Raw genomic sequence first — 13487 nt, 5'->3', positions numbered from 1 at the left:
CATCATCAGTCTCCCGTCCCTTCTTCTTCATCTTCCGGCAACTTGATGGCACCGGCAGCATCTGGAGTAAGCTGCATCCAGCGGCCATGACGTAAGCTTTCCAAGCCACACTTCTCACCTGGAGGGCACTCAGGTTCTGGGCAATCATCACCTTCGCACGCAGGAGGAACAGGAATAGCTTCGGTGCCCACAACAATGGCGGTATCACCATCTTCGCCAAAGAGTACGGTCACACCCGGCGGAAGACCTGGCTGATCAAGCGCATAACGCTCGCCTTGTCCGGTTTTCAGATCAACCCGATGCAGATAGGACTGACCGTAGTTGACTGAGCAGGGATCACGCTCTACGCCCGAGTCAGCATTGGGCGCGTAGGTAGTGAACAACACTTCATAATCAAAGACAGCCGGTGACGAAAGACCTTTTTCACCTTCCGATTGATTCAACGGATAGTACCAGCCACGCTTGGTGTAATCTGGCAGGCTACCGCCGGCAACGTTACTGAAGTCGCCGATGTTGGCAACTGCTTCGGCTGAACGGCCAAAGGGTCCCTGGTCACGCAAGACAAAGATGCCTTCCTGAGTGGCCACATCGAGAGGATGCGCACGGTAACCGGAAACCATGGTAACAAAGAGCGCCGAAGAGGCACCGTCACGCACATAAGCAACAGTGGGCTGCTCAAAGAAACGACGGTGGTTGGCACCCGTGCCGCCCACGGCCGCCAATCGCGTCACACTGTGAGCCTTGTCGGCCGAGGTATCCAGATCTGCACGGAACACCTGGCCACCCAGATCAGCGTAATACAGGTGATTGGCTACCCCGTTGGAATCCAGGTCAACTGCCACACTACCCGGAATGGCATGGGTCATGGTGCTGACGTGCGTTGTCACGTTGGAACTGCGACCGCCCGCCGACCAGACCAGCTCGCCGGTATCGGCATTGACTACATAGATAGCGTTGCCTTTGGCATCCTGACTCTGACGTCCCATGTGATCATCGTGATCTTCAGGGCTGTAACCACCACCAAAGATAACCACCGGAATACTGCCACCAGCCCCGTCAGGGAATCGAGCAACCTTGGGAGTTGACCAGGTCTGGCCAAGATCCTTGAAGTCACCCGTACCACCAGAGATCTGCCACGCCAGTGTGGGGCTGCTGACATTGGTCACATTCAGCGCATAATACTGGTTACCGCCACGGCGCATGCCACCGTAGATCATTACCTTGCTAGGGGGATCTTCCAGCGTAGCACCCCGTTGCCGCCAGGCCGTCCAGGTACCATCCAACCCATAGGTCTGACGCTTGTTGCCCGAAGCCAGCGGCAGACGATTCACCGTGTAGCTGGAAGCTTTGGAGATGATTTCGTGAGGCATGAAGGCAAATTTTTCGTCACCATTACTGGTGTCGATCGCATGCAACATACCGGCATTGGTGGAGACGAAGACCACATTGTCTTCGACAAACTCCTCACCTACGGTAGCACCACCATAGTTGACCATGATCGGTCGACTATGAAGTGGATCACCCCACATATTCATCAATTCATTGGCCACGTTCCCGCGTACTGCATCCGTTGCCTCCGCCGGCAGCAGCAGATCACTGTTGCTGAAATCAGACAGGTCAAACTGACGCAGGGTGCCACCCGGCGACGGTGAATAAAACAAGCGGCGGGAGGTCGCTTGCAAACGGTCCCTGGCACCACCTTTTACTACGTCTGCGCCATCGGCCGACGTGCTCCACCAGCTTCGCGCATCGGGTGAGAATACCTCACCATCCATGGCATTATTGCCGTTGACATCATAAAAATCGGCTTCACCGTCATTGACATCAACACGATACCGCTTGAGATTACCCTGCCAAAAGCTGCTCTGAAGGGGTTTGAACAGGGAAAAATACATCTCGTCCAGATGCTGGAAGCGCTCACTCTGGCTGACGGCCACACCAGGCGACACCATGGTATTGGCTTCATCTGCAATCAGATCGAGCGTCTGTTTGAAGGCCAACAGCAGGCTGGCCGCATTATCAGAGTTATAGGTGGCACCGCCACCGGCAGATGAAACGCTCTGCATATTATTTAGCGTGCTATCTCCCATATAAAGACCGATATTATGGGTCTTGATCTGTCGATTGGCCGAGTTGTTATCACTATTCAGGTAGTTGGCAATTTTGACCTGACAGTTGTAAGAACCACCCGAGCAGGAAACCAGGTCAACATCACCCGGATCATCCCCCGAGGGTGCGCCATCAGTAAACAGAATGATGTGATTGGACTCACATTGATTGGCTTCAACGATCGGCGATTTGTAGCTGGAACCATCGGCAATCTGAGCATATTCGGCACAATCGCCGGTTTTGACCATTTCACAATAAGTGACTTCGTTAAGAACTTCACTTTGCGTATAGGTCACGGAGCGTTGTTGATATATGCCAAGGTTATGATACCACCCATAATATGACTGACATTGAACAGCTCCTGATGGACACGAACCGCTTCTCCAACCACTCCAGAAAAATCGACAGTTATCATCGCCGGTGTCGCAACTTTGCGAAACCGGAAGATTTTGCCAAGAACCCAGATTGATGCTACATCCGGGCTCATTCGTATCACAAGAGTCGACTTCTACTCCATCTGAATACTCAACATCCGTTGTGCACTGCTCTTCGTATTCATCTTCTATACAGAACTGCCCGCCATCGGCGCCATACCATTCACCCCGACTACCACCCAACATGTACCGGGCCATTTCCTCATAGGCGAGTGAGGTCGGCGTCCCGCCACTGGGCATACCACCGCTTGGATATCGGGTATCTCTACTGGGGTTGATCGAACTCAGAGCATCGTCATATAACGAACGGGTTTTTTCGTTGACCGTCATCACTGGCAACATGATATAGCCGCCATCACTGTCACTGTTAAAACGCCCCAAACCAATCTTCACATTTTCGTCGGCATCATCCAGGATACCTTCCATGGCCTCATGCAACAGATTGATTCGGCGCTCTCTCCAGTCATTTCCCGTACACCAGTTCGAACCACTACCGGCCTCGCAGTTGCGCATGGAGCCCGAAGTATCGAGCATGATCATCACGTTGGCGATATTCTTGTTCACCGAATCATCCGACAATACTTCGGAATAATAGACTTCAATATCTTCTGCCAACAGGCTGGACGGGGTAATTGCTACCGCCATCGTCATCAAGGCGGCAGGAATGATATGGGTCATGAGTTTCATAGTCATTACCTCAATTTCAGATCTCGATGCAGTCCAAGCCCACTTTAAGGGCTTCCTGCAGGTGATTGTTTTCAATTCCGTAGGACTGCATATCACTTTCCCCCAGAACATCGATCACATAATCCCGATAGACTTCCACATCACTACCTGCAACCATGCGACAGCGATTTTTACGATGTACCATGTAGCTTCCAGCGCGCAGCAATTCACGTGAATCCATCTTGTCCGTATCCCCGCAAGCCGTTTCTTTCAGGGTGCCGTCGGACAGCAAGCATGTCTCCATGGACTGGCCGTTCAACACGGCAGCAGCCAATTGTGAATCATTGAAACCGCGCAACTTGTTAAGGCTCATGGCTACAGCAGACTCGGCGGCATCAAAGGTCATGGTATCTGCCTGTATACCGGTAGAAACCTTGGAAGAGAAAATACTGGCTCGCATGGCTGACAGACCCAGAACAGACACCATCAACAAAATAATCAAAGCTACAACCAGAACAGCACCTTGCTGGTTGTTTGCAGAATATGGTTTGTGCCGCATGGTCAAATCCCCTCCCAGTAAACATTGCGTACCTGAGCTGTGGTCGTGAACACCCTGCGGATGGACCTGTCACTCGGGGTAGTAATATCTTCATCCAATACGGTCAATGTCTGACTGTCAGTGGGTACCGTCAAACTCGAATCATTGCTGCGCAAAAGCAGCCCGATACGAATTGCCACGACTGAATCAGCGGCAACAAGATTGGTTGCTGTAACGAATTTTGTCGTACCGATCTCATTGTTTACATCGCCATCAACACCGTAAAGCACCTGAAAGCTTTCCACCCCGGAAATCAGCTCGACTGAACCCGGGGTCAACAACTCGTAACTACCCGCGCCCAGCCCGGTCTGCTTGAGACTGGAGCACCACAGACTGCCATCAGAAACATAGTATCTATTGACGACCACCTCTCCCTCGGGCTTGGTACCTCCTGCCGTCAGGTCTGCACCCTGGCAGGCACTGCTACCGAGGTAACTGACTACCAGGGTATCGTTTCCACCAGAGCCGCCATCTGTGGACTCAAAGGTAACCGTCTCGCCTTCGGAATCTTCCGCTGACAGGCTGAGTACCACGGGCTGGATATACCCTTCAATCTGGCTGCCACGACCCGCATTGCGAATATCAGCGGCAATATAGCGAAGCACCATCTGACCGTCTTCATTCACACTGGTAACCGCTTCCTGGAGGGAAAAGGTTCGCTGATTGCTCAGCAACAGCTGCACGGCCGCCAGACTCAACAGCAAACCGAGCAACAGAGCAATCATCAACTCAATCAGGGTAAGACCCATTTGCGAACGTTTCATCGGCCGAACTCCATCACCAGACAATTGGCGTCGTCAGACAGATTGATTCCATCAGCGGTCATACAGGCATCAATATCCTGTTCACCCCAACTCAGGACGACACAATTCAAGCCATTGAAAGCGCACTCAGCAATCATGATTTCACCATTGGGCAAGCTCTGATTGGCAGACCAAGCCAGTTGCTGCGTGTCCAGATCAACAATATCGCAGCTGCTGGCACAGGTTTGGTCCGGAGTACCGTCTAGCTCAATTGCGCCCTGCAAATATCCGTCCCCATCTATATCCTCTGAATTTGCCTGCATACGCTCAACCGCATCCTGGGCTATCAGCATCGCATTGCTGCGATAATTGGCGTTTTCGGATTTCTGCATGGCCACCACCTGGACGCCGGCAAAGCCCAGCGCACCTACGGCCAGAACGACGATGGCAATTAGAACTTCAATCATCGAAACGCCCTGCTGGGCATGACGGGTACTGGTACGCTTCATGGTTAACACCCCGTTGTCACTTCTTCAGTACTGACCCGGCCGAGAAAGGAAACCGTGATTTTACGGCCAGGTATGCTGGAATCAGCGTGGCAGACAGTCAGGCTGCTGGCCGGAGCGGACAACCCACCCTGCGGACGAAAGGTCAGGGAAGTAATTGAACTGCTGATGCGGACTTTGCTCGACGGCACATAGGTTTCACCACTTTCGACTGACGAGCCGTACGCCAATGTCCAGCCATTGTTCCAACCACCGCTCTCAGGGGTAACCGTGACCGGAGTGCGGGAACTCATGGACTGCGCTCGCGCCGTATTCAGTGTGGCGACCAGATCACGCGTGGCCGATTTCACCGCATTCTTAGCGATCGTCGTCTGAAAGGATGGCACAGCCAGACCGAGGATAACCGCCACAACCACCAGCGTTATCATCAACTCAAGCAAGGTGAAGCCCCGAATGCGCTGCATGCTGAAAATCTCCGCTTTTTTCATATACTGATCCTAGAACGCACTGCTAGTGAATGCTCGCCCCGGCAGATAGCCGGTAAAAATGCGCTGACCGGCTGCCATTTCGCCTCTTAGGTGAGCCGCAACGACACGCTATATGCGTGATAAAACGTCAACTCCGTCACAGTCCCGCCCGGCGAATATAGCGTTTGCCCCCTGTTGACGTTAGCCTCGATCTTAAACCATCCTCAGACGGGAGATCACGGATGATCTTTTTTCACCGCAAGGGTTTCACCCTTATCGAACTTGTCGTCGCGCTCGCTGTTGTTGCTGTGCTACTGGTACTCGCCCTGCCTGCGTTTGGCAATCTCATCGACCGCACTCGCATGGATGCGGATGCCAGCGAACTGTTACGCACCTTGCGCTTTGCTCGCCAGGAGGCGGTGCGCGGCAACCAGACGCTGACCGTTGCACCGCTGACCGCGCAAGACTGGAACCGCGGCTGGGTCGTATTTGTTGATCGCAACCACAATGGCGAACTGGACAAGAACGAGCCACTGTTGCGCGCCTACGAAGGCAGCGGCAATTCTGCTATCAAGGCAAACACCCCCTTGTCACGCTATGTACGTTATAACGCACTAGGCCAGTCACAGCTTCTGAATGGTGGCTTTCAGGCGGGAACCTTCCGTTTTTGTCCACAGGATCTGACCCGGCCCGGGGTGAAGATGGTGATTAACCGGGTTGGCCGGGTAAGGGTGGAGCGGGGGGTGATTGGTTGGGAGTATTGTGAGGGGTAATGATGCCCACCTTTGGCCTCGGCCCCTCGCAAGTTCGGTGCGTTCGGGCGGGCGAAGCAGTGCTTCGCTTAAAGCCTGCCCCCCCTCTACGACCCGTCGGACCGCCCCCCCTCTCCCGCGAGGGGAGAGGGGGGGGGGCTTAGGGATACGTTATTAAGTGCGGTATTCGGCGTTGATGCGGACGTATTCGTGGGACAGGTCGGTGGTCCAGAGGGTTTCGCTAAAGTCGCCGCGGTTGAGCTCGATGCGGATGGCGATTTCTGCCTGCTGCATGACGCGGGCACCCTGATCTTCAGTGTAGCTGTCGGCGCGGCTGCCCTGGTGGGTAATGCAGACGTCATCCAGGTAGACGTCGATCAGCGCGACATTCAGTTCCGGTACGCCGGCATAGCCAACAGCGGCGAGGATGCGCCCCCAGTTGGGGTCGGAGGCGAACAGGGCTGTCTTGATCAGGGGTGAATGGGCGACGGCGTAGGCGACATCCAGACACTCGTCGCGGTTACCACCGCCGTTGACCTGAATGGTGACGAACTTGGTCGCGCCCTCGCCGTCACGCACGATGAACTGCGCCAGTTCCCGCATCACCTCATTGATTGCCTGCGCCAGTGCGGCGTATTCGGCGCTGTCGACATCGGTGATTTCGGTCATATCCACCTGGTTGGTGGCAATCAGCATGCAACTGTCGTTGGTACTGGTGTCGCCATCAATGGTGATGCGGTTGAACGACTGGTCAGCCCCCGTTTTCACCATGTGCTGCAGCAAGGCCTGGCTGATACGGGCGTCGGTGGCGATATAGCCGAGCATGGTCGCCATATTGGGGCGAATCATGCCGGCGCCTTTGGAGATGCCGGTGATGGTGACTGTGGTGCCGGCCAGCTGCACAGTACGGCTGCTGCCCTTGGGCAGGGTATCCGTGGTCATGATGCCGCTGGCAGCGGCAGGCCAGTTGTCCGGGCGCAGGTCAGCCAATGCCTCAGGCAAGGCGGCAATGATCTTGTCAGCAGGCAGCAGCTCACCGATGACGCCGGTGCTGAACGGCAGGACCTGCTCGGCTTTGACGCCGGTCATCTCAGCAAGGGCATGGCAGGTTTTCTCGGCAGCAGCCATACCCGGTTTGCCGGTACCGGCATTGGCGTTGCCGGTATTCACCAGCAGATAACGCGGGTGCTCTGACAGCCGGCGCTGGCAGAGGGTGACCGGGGCGGCGCAGAAGGCGTTGGTGGTAAATACGCCGGCAACCACGGCTTCGGGAGCCAACTCCATGACCACGACATCCTTGCGCCCTGCCCGCTTGATGCCGGCACTGCCGATACCCAGGCGCAAGCCAGGGACGGGACGCATTTCAGGTAGGGGGCCAAGTCCGACTGCCATGGGTAACTCCTTGCAATATAAGCTGCCTGCGCAGCGCAATAATTCAGTTCTTGATGCGGTATTCGGCACTGCGCGCGTGGGCGGTGAGACTTTCGCCACGGGCCATCACAGAGGCGGTCTTGCCCAGCTCAGAGGCGCCATCCGGCGAGCAGAAAATGATCGACGAGCGCTTCTGGAAGTCATAGACACCCAGCGGCGAGGAAAAACGCGCTGTACCGGAGGTTGGCAACACGTGGTTCGGCCCGGCGCAATAATCACCCAGCGCTTCCGGAGTGAAACGGCCCATAAAGATGGCGCCGGCATGGCGAATCTGCGGCAGCAAGGCATCCGGGTCAGCCACGGACAGCTCCAGGTGTTCCGGTGCGATACGATTGCTCAGCTCGCAGGCGTGTTCCAGGCTATCGACCTTGATCAGTGCGCCACGCGTCTCCAGGGAGATGCGCATCATGTCGGCGCGCTCCATCTCGCCCAGCAGGCGGTCAATACTCGCCTGCACGGCATCGAGAAACGCCTGATCCGGCGACAACAGAATCGACTGGGCATCCTCATCATGTTCGGCCTGGGAAAACAGGTCCATGGCGATCCAGTCCGGGTCGGTCTGGCCGTCACAGATCACCAGAATCTCTGATGGGCCGGCAATCATATCGATACCGACCTGGCCAAAGACCGCGCGTTTGGCGGTGGCTACATAGATATTCCCGGGGCCAACGATCTTGTCCACCCGCGGTACGGTTTCGGTGCCGTAGGCCAAGGCAGCAACGGCTTGCGCGCCACCCAGGGTAAATACCCGGTCGATCCCGGAAATACAGGCAGCCGCCAGCACCAGCTCGTTGATTTCACCGCGCGGGGTCGGCACTACCATAACGACTTCAGGGACACCGGCGACCTTGGCCGGAATAGCGTTCATCAGTACCGATGAGGGATAAGAGGCCTTGCCACCCGGCACATAGATACCGACCCGGTCCAGCGGGGTGATTTGCTGACCCAGGACGGTGCCGTCGGCTTCGGTATACCGCCAGGATGGCTGCTGCTGTTTTTCGTGGTACAGGCGCACGCGTTCGGCGGACACTTCCAGCGCCTGCCGCTGCTCCGAGCTGATGCGCTCCAGTGCCTGTTCCAGGCGTGCACGATCCAGGGTCAGATCGGCCATGCTGGCGACATCCAGCGCATCAAAGCGTGCGGTGTATTCAATCAGGGCCGCATCACCCTTGGCGCGCACGGCAGCAATGATCTCTTCCACCCGCTCGTTGACGGCTTTATCCGATACGCCTTCCCAGGCCAGCAACTTGTCCAGATGCTGGTCGAAATCAGCCTGATTGGCGTTCAAACGGGCGATTTTGACGGGCTTGGCGTTCATGATCAGGTCCTGTTCAGGTTGACTACATCGGTTTCAGGCGGCGCTGCGCTGTTCTACCGCAGCGGCCAGGGCATCAATCAATGTCTTGATGCGGGCGTGCTTCATTTTCATCGAGGCCTTGTTGACCACCAGCCGGGAGCTGATATCAGCAATCAGTTCCTGCGGCTCCAGACCATTGGCACGCAGGGTGTTGCCGGTATCCACCACATCGATGATCTTGTCTGCCAGGCCGACCAGCGGTGCCAGCTCCATGGAGCCGTACAGCTTGATCAATTCTACCTGACGGCCCTGCTCGGCATAATAGCGACGCGCGACATTGACAAATTTGGTGGCAACTTTGAGACGGCCACCCGGTTCCGGCGTATTCAGCGGGCCGGCGGTCATCAGCTTGCAGATGGCAATCTTCAGATCCAGCGGCTCGTACAGGCCCTGGCTACCGTATTCCATCAGCACATCTTTGCCTGCCACGCCCAGGTCGGCAGCCCCCTGCTCGACATAGGTCGGCACATCGGTGGCACGTACGATCAACAGCCGCACAGTCGGATCGGTGGTCGGGAAAATCAGCTTGCGGCTCTTTTCCAGGTCCTCGGTCGGCTCGATGCCGGCCAGTTTCAGCAACGGCAGCGTGTCATCAAGAATACGCCCCTTGGACAGGGCAATGGTCAGTGTCTGGGTCATGTCGGCCTCTCAGGACGTAACGCGGCGGATGCTGGCGCCCAGCAACTGCAGTTTCTCTTCAATACATTCATAACCACGGTCGATATGGTAAATGCGATCAACCAGGGTGTCGCCTTCAGCCACCAGAGCAGCCAATACCAGGCTGGCTGATGCCCGCAGATCGGTCGCCATGACCGGCGCGCCCTTGAGCTTGTCGGCGCCGGTGATCACCGCAGTGTTGCCTTCAACCTGTATATGCGCCCCCATGCGGATCAGTTCCTGCACGTGCATAAAACGGTTTTCGAACACGGTTTCAATCACGGTACCGGTACCTTCGGCAATCGCATTCAGTGCTACAAACTGCGCCTGCATATCGGTCGGGAAAGCGGGATATGGCGCGGTCCGCACATTAACCGCCCGCGGTCGACGACCCTTCATATCCAGACTGATCCAGTTCTTGCCCGTTTCGATCAGCGCGCCAGCTTCTTCCAGTTTGAGCAGTACCGCTTCCAGCGTAGCCGGATCGGTATCCTTGCATTTGACCCGCCCCCCGGTAATGGCTGCAGCGATCAGGAAAGTGCCGGTTTCAATCCGGTCGGGCATCACTGCATAACGCGCACCATGCAAACGCTCGACACCTTCAATCTCGATGGTCGCAGTACCATGACCCTTGATTTTCGCACCCATGGCGATCAGGCACTGGGCCAGGTCAACCACTTCCGGCTCACGGGCGGCGTTCTCCAGCACGGTTTTGCCCTTGGCCAGGGTGGCGGCCATGAGGATATTCTCCGTGCCGGTCACGCTGACGGTATCAAAGAAGAAGTGCGCACCACGCAAGCCACCTTCCGGCGCGCGCGCCTTGATGTAGCCCTGATCAACATCAATCTCCGCACCCATGGCTTCAAGACCACGCAAATGCAGATCTACCGGCCGCGAACCGATGGCGCAGCCACCGGGGAGAGCCACTTCGGCATAACCGAAATGCGCCACCATGGGCCCCAGCACCAGAATCGAGGCGCGCATGGTCTTGACCAGTTCATAGGGGGCGACCAGGGTGGAGATGGAGCGCGGATCCACTTCCACATTCAGCCGCTCATCAACCACCGGCTGCACGCCCATACGGCCAAACAGCTCGATCATGGTAGTGATGTCATGCAGGTGCGGCAGGTTGCAGATGGTCACTGCATCATCAGCCAACAGGGTGGCCGCCAGAATCGGCAAAGCCGAATTCTTCGCACCAGAAATACGTACTTCGCCGTCCAGTCGCTGGCCGCCGGTGATGAGCAGTTTATCCATATCGGAATCTCGGTCTGCGCGCTCTCAGGCGCGATTATCCCACGCCTGGCGGGTAAAGAATTTCATGGTTACCGCATGTATGCGGCCGTCGGTAATGGCGTCGTTGAGCACGGCGTAGATGGCCTGCTGACGTTTGACCGGAGACAAGGCTGCCACCTCGTCACTGATGACGAAGAGCTGAAAGTTGCAGCCTTCGCCATCGACTTCAACCTGGGTATCGGGTACTTGCTCTTCGATCAGTTGCTTGACTTCAGCGGCATGCATTCACACATTCTCCTGTTGCCCGGCGGGTTCAGCGGCGGCGTTTTCCACCAGCCAGTCTTCCAGACCGCAGACGGCGGCCATACTTTGCAATTGTTGCGGCAAGCCGCTGAAGCCAAGGGTCACGCCATTGGCTTCAGCGTTCCGCGCCGTGCTCAGCAGCAGGGATAAGCCAACGCTATTGGCATGATCAACGCCTGACAGGTCGACGCGCACATTATTGCCGGCCCGGGCAACAGCAGCACTCAGCTGCTCTTGCAGGGACCTGGCATTGGCAAAATCGATTTCACCTCGCAGGCTGATTAGATCTGACTGCTGGACAAGTTCGGCGCTCACTCCTCGACCTCTTGTTCGATTTCCTCACGCGACGCGGCAATCACCGAGCCCCAGTCGGCAATGACCGCATCCAGATCATTGCCCTTGTCCTGCATGGCCTGGGCAAACAGGTCGCGGAACAACAAACCGACATTGAAGCCTTCAACGACCACGTTGCGCACTTTCCACTGCCCATCGATCTTCACCATGGTATAGGAGGCGCGGTAATTGTCGCCGCTCGGCGACACGATATCCATGTGCACCATGGTGCGATCCGGGCCTTGCTGGTCCCGGTCACGAGGCTCAAGCACAGTCAACTCGCCGCCATTGGCTTCCAGCAAGGCCGAGCCATAAAACTCGGCGATATTGCTCTTGAAAGAGTCAATGAAACGATTGATCTGATCCTGCGATGCATTACGGCTGTAGCGCACCGTCATCACGCTGCGCGCGAAGCCCTGAAAGTCGACCACCGGGTCCAGCACATCACTAAGATCTCTCACCAGAGCGTCGGTGTCATCCCGGTAGGCATCCCGATTCTCGTTAAGCAAGGTCATGATCTGGCTGGCAGTATCGTCGACCACGGCTTGCGCTGATTTGGCCCCGGCCTGGGCAAACAGAGGCAACAGCAGCAAGAGAGCAAACGAATAATTGATAAGGCTACGCATGGGCATTCTCCATTCAGTCCGAGCTGGTCGTGTTCATCAGGAACCGGCCAATCATTTCTTCCAGCACCAGAGCAGACTGGGTGTCATAAATCTCGTCACCGTCGCTCAATACCTCTTCTTCACCACCAATCGACAAACCAATGTATTTTTCGCCCAGAAGACCCGCAGTCAGAATCGACGCACTGCTGTCAGTGGGTAAGTTGTTGACCTCACTGTTGATGACCAGTTCAACCCGGCTCGAATAACGATCGCGGTCATAACTCACTTGCCCTACCTGGCCGATGGTAACGCCAGACAAGGTAACCTTGGCACGTGACGTGAGTCCGGCCGCATTGTCGAAATAAGCCACTACCGTGTAGGTATTGCCCGGCGCGCTTAGGGTCAGGCCACTGACGCGCAGGGCCAGCACCAGCAGCGCCAACACCCCGATAAGGATGAAAACGCCGACTGTCAGTTCCAGAGTACGGGTACGCATGTCAGTTTCCTTGCCAATCAGAACATCAAAGCCGTCAGGATAAAGTCCAGCCCGAGGACAGCCAGCGAAGCGTAAACCACAGTGCGCGTGGTGGCCCGGCTGATGCCCTCGGAAGTGGGTTCGCAGTCATATCCCTGGAATACCGCAATCCAGGTAACGACAAAGGCAAATACCAATGCCTTGACCATGCCGTTCATTACATCGTGACCAAAAGATACCGAAGCCTGCATATTGCCCCAGTAAGAGCCGGCGTATACGCCCAACCAGTCGACGGCCACCATGGCGCCGCCCCAGATGCCGACCACGCTGAATATCGCGGTCAGCAGCGGCAAGGAAATAAAGCCGGCCCACAGACGCGGGGCAATGACGTATTTCAGCGGATCAACACCGATCATTTCCAGGCTGGACAACTGTTCGGTGGCTTTCATCAAACCGATTTCTGCCGTCAGCGCCGAGCCGGCACGGCCGGCAAACAGCAACGCAGCAACTACCGGCCCCAATTCCCGCAGAATAGTCAGGGCAACCATCTGGCCCACCGCGGACTCCGATCCGAAATCAACCAGGATGTTATAGCCCTGCAAGGCAAGCACCATACCGATAAACAGGCCTGACACAATGATAATCGGCAGCGACAGTACACCGACAGAGTACAGCTGGCGACAGAGCAGATAAAAACTGCTGCCATAAGATGAACGCCCGACCAGGGCATGCAGCAAAAATATGCCGGCACGGCCAATAGCAGCCAGCACATCCAGCCCCAAGCGCCCGAGAGCAGCCAATCGATCCATCATGCC

15 protein-coding genes are annotated in these 13487 nt (G+C 56.3%); 1 reads left to right on the top strand and 14 read right to left on the bottom strand.

Annotated features, from left to right (window positions below; all coding sequences use genetic code 11):
• Nucleotides 1-5: 5 nt before the first annotated feature.
• The 5 genes from BLU07_RS02720 to BLU07_RS02700 are packed head-to-tail and all read right to left on the bottom strand — an operon-like array spanning nucleotide 6 to nucleotide 5544.
• The gene (locus BLU07_RS02720; protein WP_157719063.1) at nucleotides 6-3230 is read right to left on the bottom strand and encodes a PilC/PilY family type IV pilus protein; all 3225 of its coding nucleotides are present in this window, start codon (nucleotides 3228-3230) and stop codon (nucleotides 6-8) included.
• 16 nt (nucleotides 3231-3246) lie between these two features.
• Entirely contained in the window at nucleotides 3247-3768 is a 522-nt protein-coding gene (locus BLU07_RS02715) for a pilus assembly PilX family protein (protein WP_092383909.1), read from the bottom strand.
• Between the two features lie 2 nt (nucleotides 3769-3770).
• Nucleotides 3771-4571 (bottom strand): PilW family protein, encoded by an 801-nt coding sequence (locus BLU07_RS02710; RefSeq protein WP_092383907.1) that lies wholly within the window; start codon nucleotides 4569-4571, stop codon nucleotides 3771-3773.
• Entirely contained in the window at nucleotides 4568-5059 is a 492-nt protein-coding gene (gene pilV / locus BLU07_RS02705; RefSeq protein WP_092383905.1) for a type IV pilus modification protein PilV, read from the bottom strand. The genes BLU07_RS02710 and pilV overlap by 4 nt, the downstream gene beginning before the upstream one ends.
• Nucleotides 5060-5061: 2 nt before the next feature.
• The gene (locus tag BLU07_RS02700; protein ID WP_092389536.1) at nucleotides 5062-5544 is read right to left on the bottom strand and encodes a GspH/FimT family pseudopilin; all 483 of its coding nucleotides are present in this window, start codon (nucleotides 5542-5544) and stop codon (nucleotides 5062-5064) included.
• Nucleotides 5545-5765: 221 nt separating this feature from the next.
• On the opposite strand from BLU07_RS02700, the gene BLU07_RS02695 reads away from it, so the two are divergent.
• Nucleotides 5766-6296, top strand: a complete 531-nt coding sequence (locus tag BLU07_RS02695) for a GspH/FimT family pseudopilin (RefSeq protein ID WP_092383903.1) — start codon at nucleotides 5766-5768, stop codon at nucleotides 6294-6296.
• A 153-nt stretch (nucleotides 6297-6449) separates the two neighbouring features.
• On the opposite strand, the gene argJ is transcribed toward BLU07_RS02695, so the two are convergent.
• From argJ to mlaE, 9 genes are read right to left on the bottom strand one after another with little or no spacing between them, the layout of a single operon-like run.
• Nucleotides 6450-7667: a bifunctional glutamate N-acetyltransferase/amino-acid acetyltransferase ArgJ gene (argJ, locus tag BLU07_RS02690; protein WP_092383901.1), complete on the bottom strand. Its 1218-nt coding sequence runs from the start codon at nucleotides 7665-7667 to the stop codon at nucleotides 6450-6452.
• Nucleotides 7668-7710: 43 nt separating this feature from the next.
• Nucleotides 7711-9024 carry a histidinol dehydrogenase gene (gene hisD / locus BLU07_RS02685; RefSeq protein WP_092383899.1) on the bottom strand — a complete coding sequence of 438 codons (1314 nt, stop codon included), beginning with the start codon at nucleotides 9022-9024 and terminating at the stop codon, nucleotides 7711-7713.
• Between the two features lie 33 nt (nucleotides 9025-9057).
• Nucleotides 9058-9702 (bottom strand): ATP phosphoribosyltransferase, encoded by a 645-nt coding sequence (gene hisG / locus BLU07_RS02680; protein ID WP_092383897.1) that lies wholly within the window; start codon nucleotides 9700-9702, stop codon nucleotides 9058-9060.
• Nucleotides 9703-9711: 9 nt separating this feature from the next.
• Nucleotides 9712-10977, bottom strand: coding sequence for a UDP-N-acetylglucosamine 1-carboxyvinyltransferase (gene murA, locus BLU07_RS02675; protein WP_092383895.1), 1266 nt, complete (start codon nucleotides 10975-10977; stop codon nucleotides 9712-9714).
• Nucleotides 10978-11001: 24 nt separating this feature from the next.
• Entirely contained in the window at nucleotides 11002-11241 is a 240-nt protein-coding gene (locus BLU07_RS02670) for a BolA family protein (RefSeq protein WP_092383893.1), read from the bottom strand.
• Entirely contained in the window at nucleotides 11242-11574 is a 333-nt protein-coding gene (locus BLU07_RS02665) for an STAS domain-containing protein (RefSeq protein ID WP_092383891.1), read from the bottom strand.
• On the bottom strand, nucleotides 11571-12218 hold the full coding sequence (locus BLU07_RS02660; protein WP_157719062.1) for an MlaC/ttg2D family ABC transporter substrate-binding protein: 648 nt from the start codon (nucleotides 12216-12218) through the stop codon (nucleotides 11571-11573). Before BLU07_RS02660 ends, BLU07_RS02665 begins: the two co-directional genes overlap by 4 nt.
• Nucleotides 12219-12231: 13 nt before the next feature.
• Nucleotides 12232-12693, bottom strand: a complete 462-nt coding sequence (mlaD, locus tag BLU07_RS02655) for an outer membrane lipid asymmetry maintenance protein MlaD (protein WP_092383887.1) — start codon at nucleotides 12691-12693, stop codon at nucleotides 12232-12234.
• A gap of 17 nt (nucleotides 12694-12710) precedes the next feature.
• The gene (gene mlaE / locus BLU07_RS02650) at nucleotides 12711-13484 is read right to left on the bottom strand and encodes a lipid asymmetry maintenance ABC transporter permease subunit MlaE (protein WP_092389534.1); all 774 of its coding nucleotides are present in this window, start codon (nucleotides 13482-13484) and stop codon (nucleotides 12711-12713) included.
• Nucleotides 13485-13487 lie beyond the last annotated feature (3 nt).

Source organism: Halopseudomonas salegens, assembly GCF_900105655.1.
In the GTDB taxonomy this organism is placed as follows: domain Bacteria; phylum Pseudomonadota; class Gammaproteobacteria; order Pseudomonadales; family Pseudomonadaceae; genus Halopseudomonas; species Halopseudomonas salegens.
This window is presented reverse-complemented; position numbering and strand designations above follow the sequence as displayed.

Excerpts from the sequence above, each read along its gene's own strand:
- pilV (WP_092383905.1), bottom strand. The coding sequence starts at position 5,059 with ATGAAGCGTACCAGTACCCGTCATGCCCAGCAGGGCGTTTCGATGATT.
- BLU07_RS02715 (WP_092383909.1), bottom strand. The coding sequence starts at position 3,768 with ATGCGGCACAAACCATATTCTGCAAACAACCAGCAAGGTGCTGTTCTG.
- BLU07_RS02720 (WP_157719063.1), bottom strand. The coding sequence starts at position 3,230 with ATGAAACTCATGACCCATATCATTCCTGCCGCCTTGATGACGATGGCG.
- hisD (WP_092383899.1), bottom strand. The coding sequence starts at position 9,024 with ATGAACGCCAAGCCCGTCAAAATCGCCCGTTTGAACGCCAATCAGGCT.
- BLU07_RS02710 (WP_092383907.1), bottom strand. The coding sequence starts at position 4,571 with ATGAAACGTTCGCAAATGGGTCTTACCCTGATTGAGTTGATGATTGCT.
- hisG (WP_092383897.1), bottom strand. The coding sequence starts at position 9,702 with ATGACCCAGACACTGACCATTGCCCTGTCCAAGGGGCGTATTCTTGAT.
- mlaE (WP_092389534.1), bottom strand. The coding sequence starts at position 13,484 with ATGATGGATCGATTGGCTGCTCTCGGGCGCTTGGGGCTGGATGTGCTG.
- BLU07_RS02700 (WP_092389536.1), bottom strand. The coding sequence starts at position 5,544 with ATGAAAAAAGCGGAGATTTTCAGCATGCAGCGCATTCGGGGCTTCACC.
- argJ (WP_092383901.1), bottom strand. The coding sequence starts at position 7,667 with ATGGCAGTCGGACTTGGCCCCCTACCTGAAATGCGTCCCGTCCCTGGC.
- murA (WP_092383895.1), bottom strand. The coding sequence starts at position 10,977 with ATGGATAAACTGCTCATCACCGGCGGCCAGCGACTGGACGGCGAAGTA.
- mlaD (WP_092383887.1), bottom strand. The coding sequence starts at position 12,693 with ATGCGTACCCGTACTCTGGAACTGACAGTCGGCGTTTTCATCCTTATC.
- BLU07_RS02670 (WP_092383893.1), bottom strand. The coding sequence starts at position 11,241 with ATGCATGCCGCTGAAGTCAAGCAACTGATCGAAGAGCAAGTACCCGAT.
- BLU07_RS02695 (WP_092383903.1), top strand. The coding sequence starts at position 5,766 with ATGATCTTTTTTCACCGCAAGGGTTTCACCCTTATCGAACTTGTCGTC.
- BLU07_RS02660 (WP_157719062.1), bottom strand. The coding sequence starts at position 12,218 with ATGCGTAGCCTTATCAATTATTCGTTTGCTCTCTTGCTGCTGTTGCCT.